The 24,101-nt window shown below is 65.8% G+C and carries 21 protein-coding genes; 2 read left to right on the top strand and 19 right to left on the bottom strand.

The genetic code is table 11. From position 1 onward, the window contains the following. Nucleotides 1-46: 46 nt before the first annotated feature. Both ASG84_RS06225 and ASG84_RS06220 read left to right on the top strand, forming a co-directional pair. Nucleotides 47-1,012, top strand: a complete 966-nt coding sequence (locus tag ASG84_RS06225) for a hypothetical protein (protein ID WP_235581556.1) — start codon at nt 47-49, stop codon at nt 1,010-1,012. Continuing rightward, the gene (locus ASG84_RS06220) at nt 1,009-1,752 is read left to right on the top strand and encodes a sensor domain-containing protein (protein WP_057476127.1); all 744 of its coding nucleotides are present in this window, start codon (nt 1,009-1,011) and stop codon (nt 1,750-1,752) included. The genes ASG84_RS06225 and ASG84_RS06220 overlap by 4 nt, the downstream gene beginning before the upstream one ends. Nucleotides 1,753-1,850: 98 nt before the next feature. Here the strand turns inward: ASG84_RS06220 and ASG84_RS06215 are convergent, their stop codons facing one another. From ASG84_RS06215 to ASG84_RS06130, 19 genes are all read right to left on the bottom strand, one after another. Continuing rightward, nucleotides 1,851-2,339: a hypothetical protein gene (locus ASG84_RS06215; RefSeq protein WP_200936516.1), complete on the bottom strand. Its 489-nt coding sequence runs from the start codon at nt 2,337-2,339 to the stop codon at nt 1,851-1,853. A 199-nt stretch (nt 2,340-2,538) separates the two neighbouring features. Continuing rightward, the gene (locus ASG84_RS06210; RefSeq protein ID WP_057476244.1) at nt 2,539-3,849 is read right to left on the bottom strand and encodes a DNA polymerase IV; all 1,311 of its coding nucleotides are present in this window, start codon (nt 3,847-3,849) and stop codon (nt 2,539-2,541) included. Nucleotides 3,850-3,908: 59 nt separating this feature from the next. After that, entirely contained in the window at nt 3,909-4,568 is a 660-nt protein-coding gene (locus ASG84_RS06205) for a peptide deformylase (protein WP_235581554.1), read from the bottom strand. Further along, a complete protein-coding gene (gene ileS / locus ASG84_RS06200) occupies nt 4,565-7,702 on the bottom strand; it encodes an isoleucine--tRNA ligase (protein WP_057476243.1) in 3,138 nt (1,045 codons plus the stop codon). Before ileS ends, ASG84_RS06205 begins: the two co-directional genes overlap by 4 nt. 283 nt (nt 7,703-7,985) lie before the next feature. Next, on the bottom strand, nt 7,986-8,162 hold the full coding sequence (locus ASG84_RS27905) for a hypothetical protein (protein ID WP_200936513.1): 177 nt from the start codon (nt 8,160-8,162) through the stop codon (nt 7,986-7,988). 81 nt (nt 8,163-8,243) lie between these two features. Continuing rightward, the gene (gene wag31 / locus ASG84_RS06195) at nt 8,244-9,095 is read right to left on the bottom strand and encodes a DivIVA-like cell division protein Wag31 (RefSeq protein ID WP_032379035.1); all 852 of its coding nucleotides are present in this window, start codon (nt 9,093-9,095) and stop codon (nt 8,244-8,246) included. A 159-nt stretch (nt 9,096-9,254) separates the two neighbouring features. Next, nucleotides 9,255-9,542 carry a YggT family protein gene (locus ASG84_RS06190; RefSeq protein ID WP_057476125.1) on the bottom strand — a complete coding sequence of 96 codons (288 nt, stop codon included), beginning with the start codon at nt 9,540-9,542 and terminating at the stop codon, nt 9,255-9,257. Between the two features lie 82 nt (nt 9,543-9,624). Continuing rightward, nucleotides 9,625-10,272 (bottom strand): cell division protein SepF, encoded by a 648-nt coding sequence (locus tag ASG84_RS06185; RefSeq protein WP_057476124.1) that lies wholly within the window; start codon nt 10,270-10,272, stop codon nt 9,625-9,627. A gap of 81 nt (nt 10,273-10,353) precedes the next feature. Beyond that, complete coding sequence (locus ASG84_RS06180; protein ID WP_057476123.1) at nt 10,354-11,112, bottom strand: YggS family pyridoxal phosphate-dependent enzyme; 759 nt, start codon at nt 11,110-11,112, stop codon at nt 10,354-10,356. A 20-nt stretch (nt 11,113-11,132) separates the two neighbouring features. Continuing rightward, the gene (gene pgeF, locus ASG84_RS06175; RefSeq protein WP_057476122.1) at nt 11,133-11,900 is read right to left on the bottom strand and encodes a peptidoglycan editing factor PgeF; all 768 of its coding nucleotides are present in this window, start codon (nt 11,898-11,900) and stop codon (nt 11,133-11,135) included. Next, nucleotides 11,897-13,150 carry a cell division protein FtsZ gene (gene ftsZ / locus ASG84_RS06170; RefSeq protein ID WP_032403952.1) on the bottom strand — a complete coding sequence of 418 codons (1,254 nt, stop codon included), beginning with the start codon at nt 13,148-13,150 and terminating at the stop codon, nt 11,897-11,899. Before ftsZ ends, pgeF begins: the two co-directional genes overlap by 4 nt. A 172-nt stretch (nt 13,151-13,322) precedes the next feature. After that, nucleotides 13,323-14,042 (bottom strand): cell division protein FtsQ/DivIB, encoded by a 720-nt coding sequence (locus ASG84_RS06165; RefSeq protein WP_235581553.1) that lies wholly within the window; start codon nt 14,040-14,042, stop codon nt 13,323-13,325. Between the two features lie 71 nt (nt 14,043-14,113). Beyond that, on the bottom strand, nt 14,114-15,619 hold the full coding sequence (gene murC / locus ASG84_RS06160; RefSeq protein ID WP_057476121.1) for a UDP-N-acetylmuramate--L-alanine ligase: 1,506 nt from the start codon (nt 15,617-15,619) through the stop codon (nt 14,114-14,116). Nucleotides 15,620-15,685: 66 nt separating this feature from the next. Next, nucleotides 15,686-16,828, bottom strand: a complete 1,143-nt coding sequence (murG, locus tag ASG84_RS06155; protein ID WP_200936512.1) for an undecaprenyldiphospho-muramoylpentapeptide beta-N-acetylglucosaminyltransferase — start codon at nt 16,826-16,828, stop codon at nt 15,686-15,688. Beyond that, nucleotides 16,825-18,441, bottom strand: coding sequence for a putative lipid II flippase FtsW (gene ftsW, locus ASG84_RS06150; protein WP_057476120.1), 1,617 nt, complete (start codon nt 18,439-18,441; stop codon nt 16,825-16,827). The genes murG and ftsW overlap by 4 nt, the downstream gene beginning before the upstream one ends. Next, complete coding sequence (gene murD / locus ASG84_RS06145; protein WP_057476119.1) at nt 18,438-19,898, bottom strand: UDP-N-acetylmuramoyl-L-alanine--D-glutamate ligase; 1,461 nt, start codon at nt 19,896-19,898, stop codon at nt 18,438-18,440. Before murD ends, ftsW begins: the two co-directional genes overlap by 4 nt. Nucleotides 19,899-19,901: 3 nt before the next feature. Next, nucleotides 19,902-20,987 (bottom strand): phospho-N-acetylmuramoyl-pentapeptide-transferase, encoded by a 1,086-nt coding sequence (gene mraY / locus ASG84_RS06140; protein ID WP_057476118.1) that lies wholly within the window; start codon nt 20,985-20,987, stop codon nt 19,902-19,904. Further along, a complete protein-coding gene (locus ASG84_RS06135) occupies nt 20,984-22,489 on the bottom strand; it encodes a UDP-N-acetylmuramoyl-tripeptide--D-alanyl-D-alanine ligase (protein ID WP_057476117.1) in 1,506 nt (501 codons plus the stop codon). Before ASG84_RS06135 ends, mraY begins: the two co-directional genes overlap by 4 nt. Then, nucleotides 22,486-24,087 (bottom strand): UDP-N-acetylmuramoyl-L-alanyl-D-glutamate--2,6-diaminopimelate ligase, encoded by a 1,602-nt coding sequence (locus ASG84_RS06130; protein WP_057476116.1) that lies wholly within the window; start codon nt 24,085-24,087, stop codon nt 22,486-22,488. Before ASG84_RS06130 ends, ASG84_RS06135 begins: the two co-directional genes overlap by 4 nt. Nucleotides 24,088-24,101: the final 14 nt, after the last annotated feature.

The raw sequence follows: 24,101 nt of genomic DNA, 5'->3' as shown, positions 1-24,101 counted from the left end.
GTCGCGCGATACGGCTACCGGTGGGGCTGTCAGTAGCCTGGTGGCCGTGAAGTCGATCGATCGCTCCCGCACCGTCCACTCAGTCCGTGCCGGGTTTCTCGCTGCATGCTGCACGGTAGGTCTGCTCGCGGGGTGCTCGAGCACCGACGCCGAACCCGCAGCCGAGCAGCCGGCGTCCACGAACGAGGTGACGATCGCGGTGACGCCGACGACCACCACCGTCGTCGACCCCGGTACCGAGCCACGACGGTTGCTGGCGTTCGACACGGCCGAATCGGACGCGCAGAACATAGACCTCACGACCACGTCCAGCGTCCAACAACAAATCGACGTCGGTGCAGCGCAGGATTTCTCCAGTCCCGAACTGACGGTGCCTCTGAGCGCGTCGACGGCCGATGCCGTATCGGAAGAGGACGCCTCGACCGGGGCGACCCGGTCGATCGACTTGACCATCGGGGCAGCCACGTCGCCCGACGAGGGACTGACCGATGCACTGTCCGCGTCGGAGGGCTCGACGGCGCGGCTGGCGGCCACCGATTCCGGAGCGATCACTGCGTTGCACATCACGCCGGCCGATGCCGCGCTCGATACCGCCAGGGCAGCGATCGAGCGCTCGTTCAACGCCGCGGTGTACCGCTCGGTCGCCTTTCCCGACGCCGAAGTCGGTGTCGGTGCCGTGTGGACCATCGATCAGCAGGTGCTGAGCGGAATCACACTGAACCAACGCACCACCGTCACGCTGCGAGCCCTCGACGGCGACCGGGCGACCGTGGACGTCGCGATCACGCAGACGCCCGAATCTTCGGTGTGGAACCTCCCCGACAATTCCGGCACGCTGAACATCGCGTCGTACACCTATACCGGCTCGGGAACCCTGGACATCGATCTGACGCAGCCACTTCCCGTCGGTGGGTCGATCTCCGCGGGCGGCGATCAGATGTACACCGACCCCGACAGCACGACGGTGCTGCGGCAGACGGTCGGAGATTCGATCACCTGGGGTGACCGATGACACGAACCGCGACCCGTCTTCTGGCCGGGCTGTCTTTGGTCGGACTCGCCGCGGCCGCCGGATGTAGCTCGGACGAACCATCGCAGGCCACTGGACCCGCACCCGCAGCCGTCGCCGCTCCCGATCCCCTGCTCGGCGTGCCCATCACCGACAGCGGCGTTCTGACGGCAGCGATGCTGGGCCTGAGCGACCTGCCGGACGGCTTCTCCTCGATTCCGGATCCGGTCCGAGACCTGGGGCTGGACCCGGCCCCCGACTACGATTCACCCGACAAGTCCAGTACCGACCCGGCCGGATGTGCTGCCGTACTGGCCCCGGTCTCGGAACAACTGGGCGGCGCGGCGTCGTCCGCGGTGGCCCGCTTCTCAGGTCCCAATTTCTCGTCGATCGACGAGGACGCGGCGAGCTACACGGAGACCGGAGCCGCAGAGGCGTTTGCGTCGGTGCAGCAGGCGTGGACCGGATGCGCCGAGTTCACCGGCACGGATGCGGACGGGGTGAGTGTCGAGTACGCGTTGGCAGGCCGCGAGCAGCCGCAGATCGGCGATGCGTCCGCTTCCATTCGTCTCACCACCAGCAGCGAGGGATTCACGTTGATCTCCGACGTCGTGGTGGCCGTGGTCGATTCCACCGTCGTACAAATCGTCGTCTCGGATCAGAGTGGACTCGAACCCGCGACTGTCACGGCTGTGGCCGAGGCCGCCGCAGACCGCATTCGAACAGCCTCGCCGAGCGCCTGAGCAGGCACGAACCTTCGAATGAAGAACTGCCGGTGACATGTTCCCCAGGGGGGGATGTCACCGGCAGTTCGGATTCGGTCAGAGACGATCGGCAGGACTCAGGGTGCGGGGCACGCCGGGCTGGTCAGCTGCGCGAGCGAAACGATGCCGCAGGCGTTCTCCTTGGAGAGCTTCCACACGCCGTCCTCGGGGACGAACTGGAATGTGCCGGGGTTGGCCTGCCCGTTGAGGGTGATGGTGATTCCCGCGTTGAGAACTCCGGTGCCGAGGTCGTCGATGCTGGTGATCTCGATCTGAGCGTTGTTGGCCACAGCAGCCGCGGCGACCTGGTTGATCAGATCCGGGTCCTCGGACGCGCCCTGGATCAGAGCCGCCTTCTCCTCGACCGGGACGTTGGGATCCAGTCCACGCATGAGCTGGGTATTGAGCTCCTCGACCGTGGGTGCCGGCGGGTAAGCGCCGCCCTCGGGAGCGGGAGCAGAAGCAGAGGTGGTGACAGCCGACGTCGTCGCGGTCGGTGTTTCGTCGCCACCGGAGCTGCAGGCGGTCATAGTCAGTGCGCCGGCGATGGCGATACCGGCAACCATTGCCCGTCGGGTGTTGCGAAGCTTCAAGTGCTTGTCCTTTTCACTCTGAGTCACGTCTCGATCGTTCTGTGACTCGTCGGTCGTTGCGGGTAGTGGTCGTCTCGGACCGGAGTCCACTATGTCAGTTCGGATCGGTCGAGACACAACCCGTAACGCCTACCTGTGAAACCTCACAGAGTTTCCACAGCTCTGCCACAACTCACTTCAGGCTGTCGAGAACATCGGCGACGACCAGGTTCTCGTCAGATTCGGCGAAGGTACGCGCGGTCCCCGGCCCGGTGGTGCGCGTCTCGAATCGTACGGTCACCACCGCATGCCCCGCACCCTGGACCCATCCATGACCGAATTCAGGATGCCTGACGTCCAGGCCGGGCTGCCACCGCGGGCCGTCCGAACCGAGGACGTCCGCGGCGGCCTCGACCAGCGCCGCCGACTCCTCCGTCGCGGCTGCCACGTCCACGACCGGTTCGTGTTCGAGCTCGGGGAACAGCGATCCTTGCCGAACGGCCGACAGACCGGCCAGACCGACGCCGACCAGCCGGATCGGTCCGACGTCGACGGGATCGACTGCCAGCCGCTGGGCGGTGGCCACGATGGTGTGCTTGTCCACGGTCGCGTAGGGCAACGTCGCCGATCTCGTGATGATGCTCATGTCGGACTTGCGCAGCTTCAGCACTACCGTCCTGGCTCCCCGACCGTCCTTCAGCAGTCTGCGATGCGTCGACTCGACGATCGCCTCGATGGCAGGCCGTAGCTGAGCGAGCGAGATGACATCCTGCGCGAACGTGGTCTCGGCGCTGACCTGCTTGGCCTCGGCGCGCTCGGCCACCACCCGGTTGTCGATGCCGCGCGCCAGCTGATGCAGGCTCGGCCCCATCGTGGCACCGAGAATCGACGCCACCTCGGATTCGGGGGTAGCCACGAACTTGCCGATCGTATCGATTCCCAAGCGCCGCAACCGTTCTCCGGCTACCGGGCCGATCCCCCACAGCTTTCGCACCGGCAGATCAGCCATCAGCTCGGCCTGTATCCCCGGAGCGACGACGGTGATTCCGTCGGGCTTCGCCAGGCCCGACGCGATCTTGGCGATCTGTTTTCCCGATCCGGCACCGATCGAGGCCACCAGACCGGTCTCGGCCAACACCAAAGCACGTAGGTCGGCACAGAACCGCTCGACCTCGGCCACCGTCCCGCCGGCCAGTTCGGGCGGCTCACCGAAGGCCTCGTCGATCGAGAGCTGTTCCAGAACGGGCATCCGAACCCGAAGCGCCTCGAAGGCACGTCTGCTCAGCTCGGAGTACAGCGGGAACCGCGGCGGCAGTACGACCGCACTCGCACCGACCAGTCGACGCGCCTGATGCATCGGCATCGCCGAGCGGGCCCCGAACGCACGCGCCTGATAGCTGCAGCCCGCCACCACACCTCGCCCGCCTGCTCCGCCGACGAGAACCGGGCGTCCCCGGAGTGTGGGCCGAGTCAGTTGCTCGGCGGAGGCGAAGAACGCATCCATGTCCAGGTGCAGCACCCATCGGCGACTCCGCAGGGTGTCGTCGGCGAGGTTGGGCACGGTCAGCGAGGGTCGACGGTGAAGCCGAGCGCCCGAGCAGCGCGTTCGGGTGTCGGATCCGACCACAGCTCGCCGTAGTTCTCGGTCGTGGTCAACGATCGGGTATGCGCAGTGTCGATGTACAGCGTCCCGCCGAGGTGGTCGGTCTCGTGAGCCACGATTCGGGCCGGCCAGCCGCGAACCACCTCGTCGATCTCGTGACCGAATTCGTCGGTGCACTCGAGCCGCACCTCGGCTGCTCGGGTCACGACGGCCTGGTAGCCGGGAACGCTGAGGCACCCCTCGTAGAAACCGGCGGTCCGTGATCCGACCGGGGTGTACCGGGGATTGACCAGCACTCGGAACGGCAGCGGGGTTCGCTCCCGCGCCCGAGCGACAGCCGGGTCGACGTCGAACAGATCCTCGATCACCGCAATCTGCAGCGGGATGCCGATCTGCGGCGCAGCGAGCCCGACGCCCGGTGCGGCGTGCATCGTCGCCCGCATCACCTGGATCAACTCCGCGAACGTATCGGCGTCGAGTTGCCCGTCGTATGCGGTTGCCCGCGAGCGTAGAACCGGATCACCGGCGGCGACGATCGGCACGACACCGCCGCGGGCTCCGTTCAGAAGCTCGCGGACGGTGCCGTCCACCGATTGCTCGGTCACATGCCCTTCGCTCACGACGACTTCGTGACCGCTGCCCGAACTCCCTCACCGAGATCACTGCCGTCGTCTCCGACACGTCCGTCGACGAGCGAGAGTGCGAGCACCTCACGCGCGATCAGATCCCGGTGAGTGTCCAGCCACGCCTGTCGGTGCTCGGGCACCTCGATGACGATGTCGATGCGATCCGAGACGTCGAGTCCGTGATTACGACGCGCGTCCTGCAGTTCGCGGATGCGGTCCTTGGCCCAGCCCTCCGCCTCGAGTTCCTCGGTGACAGCGGAATCGAGTACTACGAGGCCGGCGTTACCGGGCAGTGGCGCCGTCGACTCGGGCTCTGCGGCAACGAGTTTGCGGGTGAACTCCTCCGGTAGCAACGCAATACCTGCTGCGCTCACGACACCGTCGGAGTCCTCTTCCCAATCGCCTGCCTTGACGGCCTTGATGACCTTCTGGACATCCTTGCCGATCCGCGGTCCGGCCGCGCGTGCGTTGACGACGAGCTCGAACTTTCCGTGCACGGCAACGTCTTCGGTGAGATCGACCTTCTTGACGTTGACCTCGTCGGCGATGATGTCGACGAACGGGCGCAGGCGCTCCGCATCGGCCGCGGCAACCGTGACCTCGGGCAGTGGCAACCGCACGCGCAGGTTCTGGGCCTTACGCAGACCGAGCACGGTGGAGCACACGGTCCGAACCTCGTCCATGCTCGCGACGAGTTCCGGATCCGACGGCAGTTCGTCGGCCGCAGGCCAATCCGTCAGGTGCACCGAGCGGCCGCCGGTCAAGCCCCGCCACACCACTTCGCTGATCAGCGGCAACAAGGGAGCTGCGATGCGGGTGAGCACCTCGAGTACGGTGTGCAGGGTGTCGATCGCGTCGGCATCCTCGCTCCAGAACCGCGAACGAGACCGTCGCACATACCAATTGGTGAGTGCATCGCAAAACGTGCGCAGCTCGTCGCACGCACCGGCGATGTCGTTGCCCTCGAGCGCATCGGTGATCGCGTCCCTGGTGGCCGACAACTTGGCAAGAACGTAGCGATCGAGCACGTGCGGCGAATCGGTCCGCCACCGGCCGGGTGTCGAGGCGTACAGCTGAAGGAAACTCCACGCATTCCAGATGGGCAGCAGTGCCTGCCGCACGCCCTCACGGATGCCCTGCTCGGTGACGATCAGGTTGCCGCCGCGCAGAATGGGCGACGACATCAGGAACCACCGCATGGCGTCGGAGCCGTCGCGGTCGAAGACCTCCTTGACGTCCGGGTAGTTACCCTTGGACTTGCTCATCTTCAGACCGTCGTCGCCGAGCACGATGCCGTGTGCGGCAACAGTTTTGAACGCAGGTCGATCGAAGAGCGCGGTCGCCAGCACGTGCAGCGTGTAGAACCAGCCACGGGTCTGCCCGTTGTACTCGACGATGAAATCGCCCGGGTTGTGCGTCTGGAACCATTCCTCGTTCTCGAACGGGAAATGCACCTGCGCGTACGGCATCGACCCCGACTCGAACCAGCAGTCCAGCACCTCGGGAACGCGACGCATCGTGGACTTACCGGTCGGGTCGTCCGGGTTGGGTCGCGTCAGGTCGTCGATGTACGGCCGGTGCAGATCGCTGGGTCGTACGCCGAAATCGCGCTCGAGTTCGTCGAGACTGCCGTAGACGTCCAGACGGGGGTAGGCAGGATCGTCCGAGGTCCACGCCGGAATCGGGCTGCCCCAGTACCGGTTTCGGCTGATGTTCCAATCACGGGCACCTTCGAGCCACTTACCGAACTGCCCGTCCTTGATGTGCTCGGGCACCCAGGTGATCTCCTGGTTGAGCTCGACCATTCGATCGCGGAACTTCGTCACCGCGACGAACCACGACGGAACCGCCATGTAGATCAGCGGCTGACCACTACGCCAACTGTGCGGGTACGAGTGCTCGATGGTCTCGTGGCGCAGCAAGCGGCCCGAGGCTTTGAGATCCTTGATGATCACCGGATTGGCGTCGAACACCATCAGGCCTTCGTACGGCGGCACCATGGAAGTGAACTTGCCGCCCGCATCGAGCGGTTGCACCACCTCGATCCCGTTCGCGGTGGCCACGTCCATGTCCTCTTCGCCGAAAGCGGGTGCGAGGTGCACGATTCCGGTGCCCGAATCGGTGGTGACGTAGTCGGCCTGCAACATGCGGTGCGCGTTCTCGTGGCCGAGGAAGAAGTCGTACGGCGGCGCGTAGGTGAGTCCGACCAACTCGGCACCGGTGTGCTCCGACAGCACCTCCGGCTCCTCCCCCAGTTCCTTCGCGTAGTGCGCCAGTCGCGCCGCAGCGAGCACGTAACGCTCACCGTCGGTGCCTCGCACCTGCACGTAGTGCACCTCGGGGTGAACCGCCATCGCCAAGTTGGACGGAAGGGTCCACGGAGTGGTGGTCCAGATCAGTGCGTTCGCACCGTCCAACGGTGAGCCGGGTGCCGTCAACGGCATCGTCACGGTGACCGCGGGATCCTGACGCATCTTGTACGCGTCGTCCAGACGGGTCTCCTGATTGGACAGGGGGGTTTGCTCGTACCAGCTGTACGGCAGCACTCGGTAGCCCTGGTAGATCAAGCCCTTGTCGTGCAGCGTCTTGAACGCCCACATGACCGACTCCATGAAGTCGACGTCGAGCGTCTTGTAATCGTTGTCGAAATCGACCCACCGGGCCTGTCGCGTGACGTAGTCCCGCCACTCGTCGGTGTACTGCAGCACCGACTGCTTGCAGTAGGCATTGAACTTCGCCAGGCCCATCTCGTCGATCTCGGACTTGTCCTTGATGCCGAGCTGCTTCTCTGCTTCGAGCTCTGCGGGGAGACCGTGGCAGTCCCAACCGAAGCGCCGCTCGACCTTCTTGCCCCGCATGGTCTGGAAACGCGGAACAAGATCCTTGACGTACCCGGTCAGCAGATGTCCGTAGTGGGGCAGGCCGTTCGCGAACGGAGGGCCGTCGTAGAAAACGAATTCCTCGGCATCCGCGCGGTTGTCGATGCTGGCACGGAACGTGCCGTCCTCGGCCCACTCGTGCAGCACGATGCGCTCGAGATCGGGGAACGGAACACTTCCTGACCGACCCTCGGCCAGATCCACCAATGGATACGAATCGCCCTTGGGACGTGCGGTCGAGTCTGTCATCTCTGTCTCCTCCGTGCCGGACGCGTGCAACGCGACATCTGTTGGCACGGGGACGACGCTCGGCGAGTCGAACGCCGAGTACCGCGGTACCACCCCGCTTGCTCGCGCCGCCGGTGTCACCGGCGGCGCGAGCCACTCCACGTGAGCTGTGACGGGCTCACCCGTTCGGTTCTACTGAACGTCCATCCGAAGCACCTGAGCGCTCCACATGCACGTCGTTCTTCCGAAGGCTCCCCGGTGATGGCCGGATCGGCACCTGAAACTGTGTATTCGGTTGGTGATGCTACCCGTCGAGCTCTGGCGGTGGTCGACGGCCGGTGAGTGCACCGACCAGCAGCAGAATCGCTCCGAGGATACACACCGCTATACATGCCCAAGCCCACACGACGGACCCCGTCATCAGGGCGAGAACCAAGAATCCGAAGCCGATCGCCGCTGCGCCGAGAGTCAGGACCAACACGGGATTCCTCGCTCACCACTCGCCATGACAACCGGGTCCGACGCTGCCGTCAACGGCAGCGTCGGCAGACGCAGTCGAGCGTCAGTTGCCCTTGGCGTACGACTGGCTGTAGCCGGAGGACTGGTTGTCCTGATTGAAGTTGTCCTGGCCGTTGTCGACAGGAAGTGCCGACGAACGGTTCTCGAGCTCTTCGAGCTGGGATTCGAGGTACGACTTGAGACGCACTCGGTACTCGCGCTCGAACGTCTTGAGCTGCTCGATGCGGCCTTCGAGAACGGAGCGCTGCTGGTTGATGGTCGCCATGATCTCGGTGTGCTTGCGCTCGGCGTCGGCCTGCAGTGCGTCGGCCTTCTCCTTGGCCTGACGAAGCTGGGTCTCGGAGCGTGTCTGCGCATCGGAAAGCAGCGACTCGGACTTCTGCCGGGCCTCGGACATCATCGACTCGGAACGCGTGCGTGCATCGGACACCAGACGCTCGGCGTTGGTGCGGGCGTTGCCGAGCAACTGCTCGGACTCCGACTTGGCGTCACCGGTGAGACGATCGGCCATCTCCTGAGCGAGGCCGAGGATCTTCGCGGCCTGCATGTTGGAGTCGCCGCTCTGCTGCGGGGCTGCGGCCACGGGTGCCACCGGCGCCGGCTGCTGAACCACAGGCGCGGGCTTGGGGGGATCCACCGGGCGCGGCGGCTCGACCTTCGGTGCCGCGACCTGAGCAGGCTGCGGATTCTGCCGAACCGAGCTCTTCGCGTCCGCGAGCTCCTGATCGAGCTCACCGACTCGCTGCCGGAGATCGGCGTTCTCTTCGATCAGTCGCGACAGCTCTTGCTCGACGAGGTCGAGGAAAGCGTCGACCTCGTCTTCGTTGTAACCACGCTTACCGATAGGCGGCTTGCTGAACGCTACGTTGTGCACATCAGCTGGAGTCAGCGGCATGGAAGGATCCCTTCACGCGTCTTGGGGCGGTAGAGCAAGCATTCAGTTATATGCCATTCCGCGCGAGTGCAGAACAATCAAACTGTAACTGGCGTCCATTCTGTCACACAGGACACGCAGCTTGCGCGCGTCCTGCGTTCTAACATTCCATCTTCGGCCTCAGGCCGCGAGACCACTGGTCACATTCCACGCGATGAACACGACGAACAGCAGGACCATGATGGACAGATCCAGCCGAACTCCACCGAGATTCAGAGGCGGAATGATCCTGCGGAGAAACTTCACCGGCGGGTCGGTAACCGTGAAAATCGCCTCGAGCAGGATGACGACGACTCCGCTCGGTTGCCAATCTCTCGCAAAAGTCCTGATGAACTCGACGATGATTCGACCGATGAGGAGGAGCCAAAAAAGAAACAATACGATGTTGATCACCGTGAACACGATCACGGCTATACTCTGCCTGACTTCGACAGGCAGAGCAAAGTGCGCTGGTCACAGCCTCGAACTATCGCTCCGAACAGAGAAACTCTCACTGCTGACTGTAGAAACCGGTCTCAGCGATGCGCCTGCGCTCCTGCGGCGATACATCGACATCGGCGGGCGAAAGCAGGAAGACCTTCGTCGCTACCTTGTCGAAGGATCCGCGAAGCGCAAATGCCAGACCGGCGGCAAAGTCGACCAGTCGCTTGGCGTCCGCGTTGCTCATCTCCACCAGGTCCATGATCACCGGGGTGCCGTCGCGGAAGCGCTCGCCGATGGTGCGGGCCTCACTGTAGTCGCGCGGACGCAGCGTGGTGATCTTCGACAACGGACCACCGTCGTCGACGATCGGGCTGCGACGAGTTTCCGCCCGCACATCCATGCGAGTGTCCATGGCAAGTGCTCCACGCGTGGCCGTACCGCGGGTCGACGGTGCCGATGCACGTCCCCGGCCGCCGATCGGGGCCAGGGTGGCCGCCGGGCGGGGAGCCTCGTAATCGTCGTAGTCGTCGTCGAGCTGAGCATGCCGAGATCCGCCGAAGGACGGCTTCACGAACTCGCGCTCGTCGATGTCGTCGTAACCGTCACGCGCGCCACGGGAGTTGCGTCGCGCGTCCGGATCGTCGAGGTAGTCGTCCTCGTAGTCGGCGAGCGGAACCATGCCGAAGTACGCCTTGAACTTGTGCAGGGTGCTCATCGTTCTGCCTTCCGTGGAGTGTGTCTACCGTCGATCCCCAGGTTCGCAAGTGTCAGTTGTGACTGATGTGATCCTGGACTGTTATTGCGAGGTTATCGGCCGCGCCCCGAGTATTGCGGTACCGACACGCACGCACGTCGATCCGTGGCGCACAGCAGCTTCCAGATCTCCGGTCATACCTGCAGACAGCTCGAGCGCCTCGGGGTGATCGAGCAACAGACGACGGTGGAGATTCTCGAGGTCGGCGAACGCGGCGTCCGGCTCGGCGTCGAGGGGCGGTACCGCCATCAATCCGGCCAGACGCAACCCGGCGGCCTCGAACACAGCCTCGGCCAGCCCGTGGAGCTCGTCTCGTTCGACGCCTCCGCGGTGTACGTCCCCGTCGAGGCTGACCTGTAGAAGTACGTCGAGTTCCGACCGGCGCACACCCTCGTCCAGAGCCGATGTGGCCGCTTTCGACAGTGCCGTCACGAGCCGCGCGCTGTCCACCGAATGGATGGAATGGGCCCAGCCCGCGACGGACTTCGCCTTGTTTCGCTGCAGGTGTCCGATCATGTGCCACCGCGGCGGATCGCCGGCGAAATCCTCGGCCGTCTCGGCAACCTTCGGCGACGCGTCCTGCTCACGGGATTCACCGAAGTCGCGGCACCCGAGCCGGTACAGGGTGCGCACGTCCGACGCCGGAAAGAACTTGGTCACCGGAAGAAGAGCGACCTCGGCGGGGTTGCGTCCGGCGTCGGCGCACGCGCGGGTCAACCGTTCCCGGACCGTCGTCAACGCCGTTTCGATCTCGATGGCACGGTCGGCTACCGGCCCGCCGTCATCGCTGGGTTCACTCATGACATCCCTCTTCCGCCGGCTCAGCGATCGACCGTTCCGGGCCGATCGTCTGTCGATGCACTGTCCATCCACACCACACTGGCGATCCGGCCGGTCGACCCTTCCCGGCGATGGCTGAACAACGTTCGGTCCTCGATGGTGCAGCGCGGATCCTGCGCCACTGCGGACACTCCGGCCGAGAGTAGTTGGGCCCGGACACCGGCGGGAATGTCGAGTCCCGGCGTATTCCGAACCGTCGTCGTCGCGCTGCCGGGAAGATGCTTGTCGACGTCCGCACGCATGACTGCGGGCACCTCGTACTGGCGTCCACTCGCGGCCGGACCGAGAAAGGCACCGATCCTCGCGGGCAGCGCACCGAGCTCGACCATCGCTTCCACCACTCGGGGCACGATGCCGATACGGGCACCGACCCGGCCCGCGTGCACGGCCGCGATAACTCCGGCCTCCTCGTCGGACAGCAGGATCGGTACGCAATCAGCAGTCAACACCACAAGCCCGAGGTCCCGCTGCGTCGTCACCAACGCGTCGGTCATGGGCACCGGCTCGGCCACGGGACCGTCGACCACCGTGACGGTACGTCCGTGAACCTGCTCCATGAAGACGAGCCGCTCGACCCCCATCCCCAGTCTCTCACCGAGACGACGGCGGTTGGCCTCGACGGCGGACGGATCGTCGCCCACATGATCACCGAGATTGAACGTGTCGAACGGGGGTGCCGAGACACCGCCCGCTCTCGTCGTCGACACCCGTCGAACGCGGAACGGACCAGCGGATGCGGTACCGCTCACCGCCGCATGAAGGACGGTACGTCGACTTCGTCTTCGCCCTCGTCCTCGGCGATCGGCACCCGACGGCCGGAGCCGACGCCCTCGCGACCCTGACCGCCGCCGGATTCACGGCTGGACGACTCACGGTTGGACGAGCTCGACGAGTTGAGCGGCGGCAGGCTGCTGCCACTCGGTGCACCGACCGGGTCGCGGAACACAGCACCCTCGGAGCTCTCGTTCGTGCGCGAGGACACCTCACCGGAGCGCGCCGATCCGATCGGACCGCGCGTGGACGTGGCCGCTTCCACCGGGCGGCGCGTCGGGGTACCGCCGTCGAAGCCTGCGGCGATGACGGTCACCCGAACCTCGTCACCGAGCGAATCGTCGATGACCGTTCCGAAGATGATGTTGGCATCGATGTGCGCTGCTTCCTGCACCAGCGACGCAGCCTCGTTGATCTCGAACAGACCGAGATCGGAGCCGCCGGCGATGGACAGGAGCACTCCGCGTGCGCCTTCCATCGACGCTTCGAGCAGCGGAGAGTTGATCGCCGATTCCGCGGCCTTGATCGCGCGACCTTCGCCGCGGGAGGAGCCGATGCCCATCAGCGCACTGCCTGCGCCGGACATGACGCCCTTGACGTCGGCGAAGTCGACGTTGATCAGGCCCGGGGTGGTGATGAGGTCGGTGATGCCCTGGACACCGTTGAGCAGAACCTCGTCGGCGCTGCGGAATGCATCCATGAGGCTCACCGCGGCATCGCCGAGCTGAAGCAGACGGTCGTTGGGGATGACGATGAGCGTGTCGCACGACTCACGAAGCTGCTGGATGCCGGTATCGGCCTGTCCGCCGCGACGCTTGCCTTCGAAGGAGAACGGCCGCGTGACGACTCCGACGGTCAACGCGCCGAGCTTGCGCGCGATGTTAGCGACTACGGGAGCGCCGCCGGTACCGGTGCCACCACCCTCTCCTGCGGTGACGAAAACCATGTCGGCACCCTTGAGTACCTCTTCGATCTCGTCCTTGTGATCATCTGCTGCGCGGCGACCCACCTCGGGATCGGCTCCTGCGCCGAGCCCGCGGGTCAGTTCGCGACCCACGTCGAGCTTGACGTCTGCGTCGCTCATCAGCAAGGCCTGAGCGTCGGTGTTGACCGCGATGAACTCGACTCCCTTGAGTCCCTGTTCGATCATGCGGTTGACCGCGTTCACGCCGCCGCCGCCGATGCCGACGACCTTGATTACGGCGAGGTAGTTGTGCGGGGGCGTCATGGGCTCTCGCCTTCCGTGGGTTGTTGCGTGAAATGTGGAAAACTCTCAACCTAAACCACAGGCTTAGAGTTATGTCAAGTACTGAACTGCTCGGAACGCTATTCATCCCCGACGGCTATCGCCATTAGGCGCGCCGACGCCGCGCCGGAAATATGCGTCACTCGCGCTGGAACTACTTCGTGGTGGGTAGATCCGGACTCGACACGTCGAAGATCTGCCCGGGCTGCGACAGCAACGCGATCGCCACCGCGGCCTTGCGTTCGGAGTTGTCTTTGCTACCCCACACGACGGTTCGTCCGTCGAGCAACAGAATCGAGATGTCGGACAGGGTGCTCGCTCGCAACTCACCCACCTGATCTCGCAACAGCGGCGGCAGCGTATCGAGCACTGCGAGAGCGTCTTTCGTCACGGGATCACCGAACACCGGGTTCTCGGTCACCAGCCGCACAACCCCCGGCGGCGGAGGTGCGATCGCGAAATCGACCCCGGTGGAATCGAGCAGATGGGTGCCGTCCGGAGAATCGAAGAACGCCACGGGCGTTCGCTCCTCGACGGTCACCTGCACGGTCGACGGATACTTGCGCTGCACGCGCACCGAAGCCAACGCCGGAATAGTCGCCACCCGCTGCGCCGCCGCAGCCGTGTCCACTCGAACCAGTGGAAGACCGGCGGGAACGTCGAGCAGGTCGAGGACCTCCTGCTCGGACACCGAGGACTCCCCCGCGACCGTGACGCTCCGAACCGACAGCAACGGCGTGAAGTACACCAGCGCAGCCGATCCCACCACCACGACAACGACAGCAAGCGCAATCAGCACGGCCTTGCGACGCGACCGCTTCACCCGAGTACGTTCGTCTTCCCTGGCCCGGGCGCGCGCCTGCTTGTCACTCATCGGCGACGTCGAATCATCCTGTACTGCAGCTGTTCCCGATCTGGAAGAACGAACTCGATCGGAGCGGCGGGTCACGGAGCCGGCCGATCCTTCGGTTCACTGCGGCCGGTCGCAGCACCGAAATCGGTTTTCGAGCGAAGTGCGTCCAGAATCGGACCACCGAGCATCGTCACGTCACCCGCCCCCATGGTGATGACCACGTCTCCCGGCCTGCTCAGCTGCGCGACCTGCTTGGCCACCATCGACAGATCCGGTTGGTAATTCACCGGTTTCGTCACCGAGGCTGCAACCAGCGCACCCGTCACACCGGGCAACGGCTCCTCACGTGCACCGTAGACATCGAGCACCACTATCTCGTCCGCCAACGACAACGCCGCTCCGAACTCCTCGGCAAAGGTGGCGGTCCGTGAATACAGGTGCGGCTGGAACACCACCACCACCCGCCCCCGCTCGAGACCTGCGCGGTCCTGGCCCGCGACGAGAGCCTGCGCTGCGGTCAACACCGCACGCACCTCGGTGGGATGGTGTGCGTAATCGTCGAACACTCGGACGCCGTGCTCTCGCCCGGTGAACTGAAAACGTCGATGAACCCCGCCGAAGCCGGTAAGCCCGGCCAACAGTTCCTCGGTGCCGGCACCCACCTGACGCGCCGCGACGAACGCCGCGAGCGCATTGAGTGCGGTGTGCCGTCCGGGAACACCGAGCCGAACCGTCCGCGCCGCATCCTCGCCGGCGATCTGCAGCTGCGCGACGCCGCCGATGTCCTCGGGCTCCCACGCCAACAGACGAACGGCCATGTCGACCGGTCCGGCGTCTACGTCGGACGACCCGTAGCCGAGCACGGTCACGCCGGGCAGATTCTTCTGGACCACTCGGCGAGCCAGGGCTGCCGAACCAGGATCGTCCATGCATGCCACGAGCACGCCGCCGGGGCGCAGCACAGCGGCGAAGTCGTCGAACACCTGTACGTAGGCCTCGGTGGTGCCGAAGTGGTCCAGGTGATCGGCCTCGATATTGGTCACGATGATCACGTCTGCCGTGTACTGCAGCAGCGAACCGTCGCTCTCGTCCGCTTCTGCCACGAACACGTCGCCGCTTCCGTGGTGTGCATTGGTCCCGGCCTCGTTGAGCTCTCCTCCGACGGCGAACGACGGATCGAAGCCGCAATGCTGCAGCGCGACCACCAGCATCGAGGTGGTCGACGTCTTGCCATGGGTACCCGAGACCAGCACAGTGCGGTAGCCCTGCATGAGGGAGGACAGCACGGCCGGCCGCAGAACCACCGGAATTCCGCGCTCGCGGGCCGCGACCAGCTCTGGATTGGTCTTGGGAATTGCGGCATGGGTCGTCACCACGACCGAGGGGCCGCCCTCGATCATGTCGAGCGCACTGGCGTCGTGACCGATGCGAACCTGCGCACCACGTGCTCGGAGCGCGAGCACACCACGGGATTCCTTGGCGTCCGATCCCGATACCTGCCCGCCGCGAGCCAGCAGGATGCGCGCGATACCGGACATTCCGGCACCGCCGATACCCACCATGTGTACTCGTTGTAGCTCTGCCGGCAATTCCGACATTGCCGCACCGTCAATTGTCACGCGGACGTCTCCCTCGTTCTCTTCGCATGCGCGACACCGCCCGGATCAGCGTCTCGCCGCGTGCGCAGTATCGAGCACGATCTGCGCCACGGCCGCTGCTGCTCCTTTGTGCCCGGCACCGGCCGCGGCCCGAGACATCGCAGCAATCTTCTCCGTGTCGTTCAGCAGCGCCACCACCGTGTCGGTCACGTACTGCTCGGTCAGTGTCGCATCGGACACCAGGATGCCACCTCCGGCGTCGACGACCGGACGGGCGTTGAGCTCCTGCTCGCCGTTGCCGTGTGGCAGGGGTACGTACACCGCGGGCAGACCTGTCGCCGACACCTCGGCAACCGTCATGGCACCGGACCGACAGATGGCCAGGTCCGCGGCCGCGTACGCCAGATCCATCCGGTCGATGTACGGCAGCGCGACGTACGGCGCATTCGGGTTGCGCTGTTCTACGTCGAGCGCGTTCTTCGGTCCGTGCGCGTGCAGCACCGATATGCCGGCCGCGGCGAGCGCAGACGAGGCACCGGAGACGGCGTCGTTGAGGGATCGTGCTCCCTGCGAACCGCCGAACACCAGTAGTACCGGGCCCTGCTCGGGCAGACCGAAGTGTTCCCGGGCCTGTGCGCGCACCGCCGCGCGGTCGAGTTCGGTGATGGTGGGACGGACGGGGATTCCGATGACTTCCGCGTCGGCTGCACCGCGCGCCGCGATGCCCGATCCGGCAACGGCGGCAAGCACCCGTCGAGCGGACCTGGCCCCGACCTTGTTGGCGATGCCTGCCCTGGCATTGGCCTCGTGGATGACCACGGGAAGTCGCCCACCACGACCGAGCAGCCGTCCCCGCGCGGCGAGATAGGCGGGCAACGCGACGTAACCACCGAATCCGACGAGCACGTCGGCCTCGACGGCCGCGAATATCTCCCTCGTTCGACGTACCGATCGCACAACGCGGACCGGCAGCTTCAACAGGTCGACGGTGGGCTTACGCGGCAGCGGCACGGGTGGGATGAGTTCGAGGGCATATCCACGGGCCGGAACCAGTGTCGTCTCCAGGCCACGACTGCTGCCGAGAGCGGTGACGGTGACGGTGGGGTCGAGGACGCGGAGGGCGTCGGCCACTGCGAGCGCAGGCTCGATGTGCCCGGCCGTCCCGCCCCCGGCAACCACTACGGAAATCGGCCTGGATGTCTGCTTCACCGTCGATATCCTCGCTCACCCGAGCGAACGGGTGGGCGACCGGGTTGTGGTTCCGGACGCGGACGGTACGAACCCTGAGGTTCCGGACGGGGCCGGGGAGACGTCCGAGACCCGGCTGCGTACCCGGCCGACGGCTCACGACGCTGCGGCTCGGGGCGGCGGGCCCGGCCGCGGAGCGAATCGCCCCGTCGATCGGTCGAGGAGGGCGACATCGTGTCGGCCCGGGAACTCGAGACTCGGGTACGTCCCGGCTCGGGTGCGCGCGCTCCTCGCCCGTCCTTACCCCTGCGGGCCTCGAGACGCTTGCGGTCCTGAGCGGCCAGGGTGGGTCGGGTGGACTTCGAGCGAGCCATCGCGGCGCGCTGGGGCGAGAACACCGCGGGCAACGGAAGCTTGAGGGCACGAGCGATTCGCCCCTCCTGGCCGGCGTGGAGGGCTGCGATCGCTTCGGGCTCGTGGCGGGCTGCACTCGCGATGATGCCGAACATCAGCAGCGTGATCGCCGTCGACGTGCCGCCGTAGGACACCAGCGGCAACTGCAGGCCGGTCACCGGCAGCAGACCCACGACATAGCTGATGTTGATCATGGCCTGACCGAACACCCAGCAGGTGGCACCGGCGGTCAACAGGCGCAGAAAGGGATCGACCGAGCGCATGGCGATGCGCAGACCGGTGTAGACGAACAGTCCGAACAATCCGATGACGGCAAGGCAGCCGATCGTGCCGAGTTCCTCACCGATGATGGCGAAGATGAAGTCGTTGTGCGCGTTGGGAAGATAGCTCCACTTCGCGCGGCTCTGCCCCAACCCGCGGCCGAACAGACCACCGTCGGCCAGCGAGTATTTCGCCTGGGTCGACTGGTAGGACAGTCCCGAAGTGTCTTCCCCCGGATTGAGCCAGGCCTTCACGCGGTTGGAGCGGTAGCCGGCAGTGAACGCGAGCACCGTCGCCAGCGCCATACCCGTAATCAACACTGCACCGAACAACCGGGCGTTGAGACCGGCGAACCACAGCAGCGCCACCAGGATGATGCCGAGGGCGATCGCTGTACTCAGGTTGGGCTGCAGCACCACCAGCAGACACATCAGCAGACCGGCAGGCAGCAGTGGCACCAGCAACGACTTGATGTTGCCGTGTTCGCTGCGACGCGAGGCCAGCAGATGCGCACCCCACAGCACCAGCGCGACCTTCGCCAGTTCGGACGGCTGGAACGAGACGACGCCGAAGTCGAACCAACGCCGTGCGCCTTGACGCTCGGCACCGATCCCAGGGATCAGCACGAGCATCAACATCGTGATCGAGACCAGGAACAGTGGAAAAGACAGCTTCCTGAGGTACCGAACCGGGAGTCGGAGAGCCACGTAGAACGCGACCGCTCCCAACGCCACGCCGATCAACTGCTGAGTGAACAGCGCGTATCCGGACTCGTCGGCCGCAAAGGATTCTGCGGACGACGCCGACAGCACCATCACCAGGCCCAGCACCGTCAGCAGTACGGCGATCGTGACAATGAGATGGAACGACGCCAGCGGACGGCCGAACCACAGGCCGATTCGAGTGCGGGGCGGGGACGTGCGGCGAGGTGGGCGCGGCGGCTGAGCAGCGGTGGTCACGAGCGCGGCGATCCGATGTCGACGATATCCAGCAGCTGCACGGACTCGGCGAAGCTTCGACCGCGGTGCCCGTAGTCGGAGAACATGTCCAGCGACGCAGCCGCGGGAGCCAGCAGGACGGTATCCCCCGGCTCAGCGCGTCCGGCCGCATGGGCGACAACGGCCCGCATCACCGCATCAGCATCTTCAGCACCATGAGTCACACCAGCATCGTCTCCCGAAGGGAGCCTCACGACCGGAACATCGGGCGCGTGTCGCGCCAAAGCCTCTGCGATCTGCATCCCATCGCGGCCCAGCAGCACCGCAGCAACGAGTCGATCCGCGATCTCCACGACCAGATCGTCGATCACCGCACCCTTGAGCAACCCTCCCGCGATCCACACGACGCGCTCGTGCGCCAGGATCGACGAACGAGCCGCATGCGGGTTCGTCGCCTTCGAATCGTCGATGAACGTCACTCCGCCGAGCTCGCGCACCACCGCCGCGCGATGCGGTCCCACCCGGTAGCTCTGCAGACCGGCTCGAACCGCGCCGGGCTGCACCCCGATCGAGCGAGCCAGCGCGGCGGCCGCCAGCGCATCGAGAATCCCGGAGGGTCCGCTCGGCTCGACGTCCGCGGCTGCGAGAAGTTCGACGGTGTCACCGAACGCGTTGTCGACGAGTACACCCGACCGCACTCCCAGCTCGCCCGAGGCGGGTTCGCCCAGCCGGAAACCGACGACGTTGCCAGACGGCGAGCCCGCGGCCAGGCGTGCTGCTCGCGTGTCGTCGAGGCCGACGACAGCAATCTCACCGGACAACGCTCGAGCCTTGGCCTGGACATATCCGTCCATGCCGCCGTGCCAATCGAGGTGATCCTCGGCGATGTTGAGTACCACCCCGGCCGCCGGATGCACCGACGGAGCCCAGAACAATTGGAACGAGGACAGTTCCACCGCGAGAACGCTCGGATGCGGCGTGCGACGCAGCGCGTCGGCGATGGGAAGTCCGATGTTTCCGCAGGCTACCGACTCGATAGCGGCAGCCTCGAGAATCGACGCCAGCATCGAGGTGGTGGTCGTCTTTCCGTTGGTTCCGGTGACCACCAGCCAGCGAGTTCTCGGGCCGTACAGCTCGGCCCGGTCCACGTGCCAGGACAACTCGACATCGCCCCACACCGGAATCCCCTGACCGGCGGCTGCAGCCAACACCGGAGAATCGGGACGGAAGCCGGGACTGGTGACGACAAGCGAGAACGCTGCCAGCGCGGCGGGATCGCCGAGCAGGTCGTCCTGCAGCACCACCGCGGCACCGATGCTCGACGCCCTGTCGAGCGCACCACGATCGGAGTCGGTGACGGTGACGACGGCCCCGAGGTCCAGCAATGGGCGCACCACGGCGAGACCGGACACGCGGGCACCGGTCACCAGTACCGAACTACCGCGCAGCCACGACAGGTCGATCGAAGTTTCGTTCATGCCCTATCCGCCGACGGCAGCGAGATACTCGCTGTAGAACAGGGCGAGTCCGACAGCCGACGCGATGGCGGCCAGCAACCAGAACCGGATGATCACCGTCGTCTCGGCCCATCCCGCCAACTCGAAGTGATGATGGAACGGGGCCATCCGGAACACGCGTCGGCGACTCGAGCGGAATACCGCCACCTGAATGACGACCGATGCGGCCTCGGCGACGAACAGTGCACCGATCACGACCATGATCAGTTCGGTCTTGGTGACCACCGACAGACCGGCGATCAGACCACCGAGGGCGAGAGATCCGGTGTCACCCATGAAGATCTTGGCCGGCGCGGCGTTCCACCACAGGAAACCGATGCATGCGCCCGCAGCGGAGGCGCACACCAGAGCCAGGTCGAGGGGGTCTCGGACGTCGTAGCAGCCGGGGGCAGGACCGGCGGGGCCTGCGCAGGCTTGCCGGTACTGCCAGAACGTGATGACGGTGTAGGCCCCGAGAACCAACGTCATCGATCCGGCGGCGAGGCCGTCGAGACCGTCGGTGAGATTGACCGAATTCGACCACGCGATCACCAGTAGACAGACGAACAACACGAACACGACGGCAGACATCGACCAGGTTGCGATATCTCGAACGTAGGAAAGCTGAGTACTTCCGGGAGTGAGACCGCTGTCGCTGCGGAACTGCAGCACCAGAATCGCGAACAGCACGGCCGCCGTTATCTGCCCGACGTACTTGCCGGTCGCGTTCAGACCGAGGTTGCGTTGCTTGCGAATCTTGATGAAGTCGTCCAGGAAACCGACGAGCCCGAGCACCGTCGTCAGTCCGAGCACGAGCAGAGCAGAAGCCGACGGGCCGTCGGCGTCGTACCCGATTCCGATCAGGTGCGAGCCCCAGTAACCGGCCCAGATTCCGACCAGAATGGCCACGCCGCCCATCGTGGGCGTACCACGCTTCGATTGGTGACTCGCCGGGCCTTCCACTCGAATCTCTTGACCGAACCCCTGCTTCGAGAAGGTCTTGATCAGTATCGGAGTCAGCAGAATTGCGACGGCGAGCGCGATGCCGCCGGCGAACAGGATCTGCCTCACTGATCGCCCTCCGCGGATGCGCTCGTATCTGCCAGGACGGCGTCGGCAACTGTCCACATGGCCCCGGACTGCGAGGCCTTCACCAAAACGATGTCACCGGGACGCACCTCGTCGAGGAGCACAGCGATCGCCGACTCGCGGTCGGGTACGAGCATCGACTCCTCGCCCCACGAACCTTCCATGACGGCACCTTGATGCAGTGCCCGAGTGGGTCGTCCCGAGTCGACGATGATCAACCGATCGACGTCCAGTCGTACGGCCAGCCGGCCGATCGCGTCGTGCTCGACCACGGAGTCGGCACCGAGTTCGCCCATCTCCCCGAGGACCGCCCAGCTGCGTCGCTTGGGCCCGTCGTCACGGCGAGACATCGAGACCAGGGCCTTCAGGGCGGCGCGCATCGAATCTGGATTGGCGTTGTAGGAATCGTTGACGACGGTGACGCCGTCCGTACGGGTACGCACGTCCATCCGCCTGATCGACGTCGGCGCAGCGGTCGACAGCGCGTCGGCCACCTGCGCCAACGTTGCTCCGCATTCGAGTGCGACGGCAGCTGCCGCGAGCGCATTGCCGACCTGATGCTCACCGTGCACCGCCAGGGTGATCGGTACCGTGCCCGCCGCGCATTCGAGTGTGAACGACGCGCGGGCGTCGGTATCGACCTGCACGTCGACTGCCCTGACGTCCGCATCGGCACTTCGGCCCACGGTGACAACGGACGCCGTTGTGCGCGTTGACATCTCGGCGACCAAACGATCGTCGATGTTGAGAATCGCCACTCCCCCGTCGGCGGCACCGGGCAGCGCTTCGACGAGTTCACCCTTCGCCAGAGCGATGGCCGCACGCGACCCGAACTCGCCCAGGTGCGCCGTGCCCACGTTGAGCACCACCCCGATCCTCGGCGGCGCGAGCTCGGCGAGTTCGGCGATATGGCCGATTCCCCTGGCCGACAGCTCGAGACACAGGAAGTCGGTATCGACGTCCGCCCGTAGAGCCGTCCAGGGGTGGCCGAGTTCGTTGTTGAACGATCCGGGCGGGGCCACCACCGAGCCGAGCGGTTCGAGTACCGCCGAGATCAGATCCTTGGTGGAGGTTTTTCCCGAGGACCCCGTCACCCCGACGACGGTCAGCCCGTGCTCAGCGGTCAGCTCGAGCACCGAGGCCCGCGCCAGAGCTCCGAGTGCGGTCAACACTGCCGAACCGGAACCGTCCGGGTCGTTCTCGAGCGCCATCGCGCGACTGTCGTGCGGGACCGGACGGACGACCACGGCCGGTACACCGACCGGGCGCGCGGCCAGCACCAGCGCCGCACCTGCGGCAACCGCGTCGGCGGCGTGGTTGTGACCGTCCACCTTGGCTCCGGGAAGGGCGAGGAAAATACTGCCGGGGGTCACCTTGCGGGAATCGAACTCCACCGGCCCGGGCACCACAACCATCGGGTCCGACACGTCATGCAGTGTGCCTCCGACGATCTCGGCGATGCGGCCCATCGTCAGCGGAATCACCGTACGCCCGCGCTCGTGCCGACCAACCGCGCGTCGATAGCCGAGGCGAGTACCACTCTGTCGTCGAACGGGTGCTTCACCCCTGCGATCTCCTGGCCTGTTTCGTGCCCTTTTCCTGCGATCAACACAACATCCCCTTCGCGCGCCCACACCACGGCCTGTTCGATCGCCGCCGCGCGGCCTGCCACATTTCTCACTTCACCACGAACATCGTCCGGCACGGACAGCGCTCCGTCTTCCACGGCCCGCCGAATGGCGGCCGGATCCTCGCTGCGCGGGTTGTCGTCGGTCACCAGCAGGAGATCCGCGCCCCGCGCCCCGGCTGCACCCATCAGCGGGCGTTTGGCAATGTCGCGGTCCCCGCCTGCTCCGAGCACCACCGCAATCCGTCCACGGGAAGATTCACGCAACGTCGCCAGCACGGCCTCGACGGCCGCGGGCTTGTGCGCGTAGTCCACCACGGCCAGGAAGCTCTGACCTCGATCGATACGCTGCACACGACCCGGGACGTCGACCGTCGCGAGTCCGGCCGCCGCCGTGGACACGTCCACCCCGGCCGCCGCGCAGGTCGCCAGTGCCAGCACGGCATTCGCCACGTTGTAGCGCCCCGGTAAGCGGACCGAGACCGGCAGCGACAGCCCGTTCGGATCGGCGACGACGAACGACTGCGTGCCGTTGTCGTGCTTGGCCCAGTCCGACACCGTCCATTGCGAGTCGTCACCGGTCGATGCGGTCACCACCGTCGACCCGGCAGCGCGAGCGATGTCTGCCATCCGCACACCCCACGCATCGTCGACACAGACGACCGCGGTGTCGGCGCGGACAGCAGAGTCGGCCGCGAACAATCGACTCTTGGCCAGAAAGTAATCCTCGAGCGAGTCGTGGAAATCGAGGTGATCCTGCGAAAGATTGGTGAACGCCCCGACCGCGAAGCAGGTTCCATCTACTCGGCCCAGAGACAACGCGTGCGAGGACACTTCCATCACCACCGTGTCGACGCCCTCCTCCACCATCACCGCGAAGAGCGCGTGCAACTGCGGTGCCTCGGGCGTGGTGAGTGCGCTCGGTACGTACCGACCTGCGACGCGTGTCTCGATGGTGCCGATCAAACCGCACCGACGTCCGGCAGCCGTCAGGCCTGCCTCGACCAGGTACGACGTCGTCGTCTTTCCCGATGTACCGGTGATTCCGACGACGGTCATCTTCGAGGAGGGATCGCCGTAGATCAGCGCTGATACCGCGCCCAACACCTGCCGAGGACGATCGTGCACGAGTACCGGAACCTGCTGTTCCATGCCGGCGAGGACGCGCACCACGATGTCGAGTCCGGCGGGGTCGGTGAGAACTGCCACCGCACCGCGACCGACCGCGTCCGCCGCGAATTCGGCTCCGTGACGAGTCGAGCCGGGCAACGCCGCGAAGAGATCGCCGGACAGGATCGACTGCGCTCTGAGATCGATACCGGTCACCCGCACCCCTTCGGGGTCTCCGGCACCGATCGAGGCTCCGGCCGCGGACGCCACCTCGGACACCTCGGTGTGCGGTGGATGCGCCGGACGTGTACCCGGAGCCGGTTGTGAATCCGCTGAGACAGTCACTCCTGCTCCCTTCC

Origin of the sequence: Rhodococcus sp. Leaf278 (assembly GCF_001426085.1) — a bacterium.
Classification (GTDB): domain Bacteria; phylum Actinomycetota; class Actinomycetes; order Mycobacteriales; family Mycobacteriaceae; genus Rhodococcoides.
Note: the sequence above shows the minus strand (reverse complement) of the source record. Positions and strands in the feature narration are given on the sequence as shown.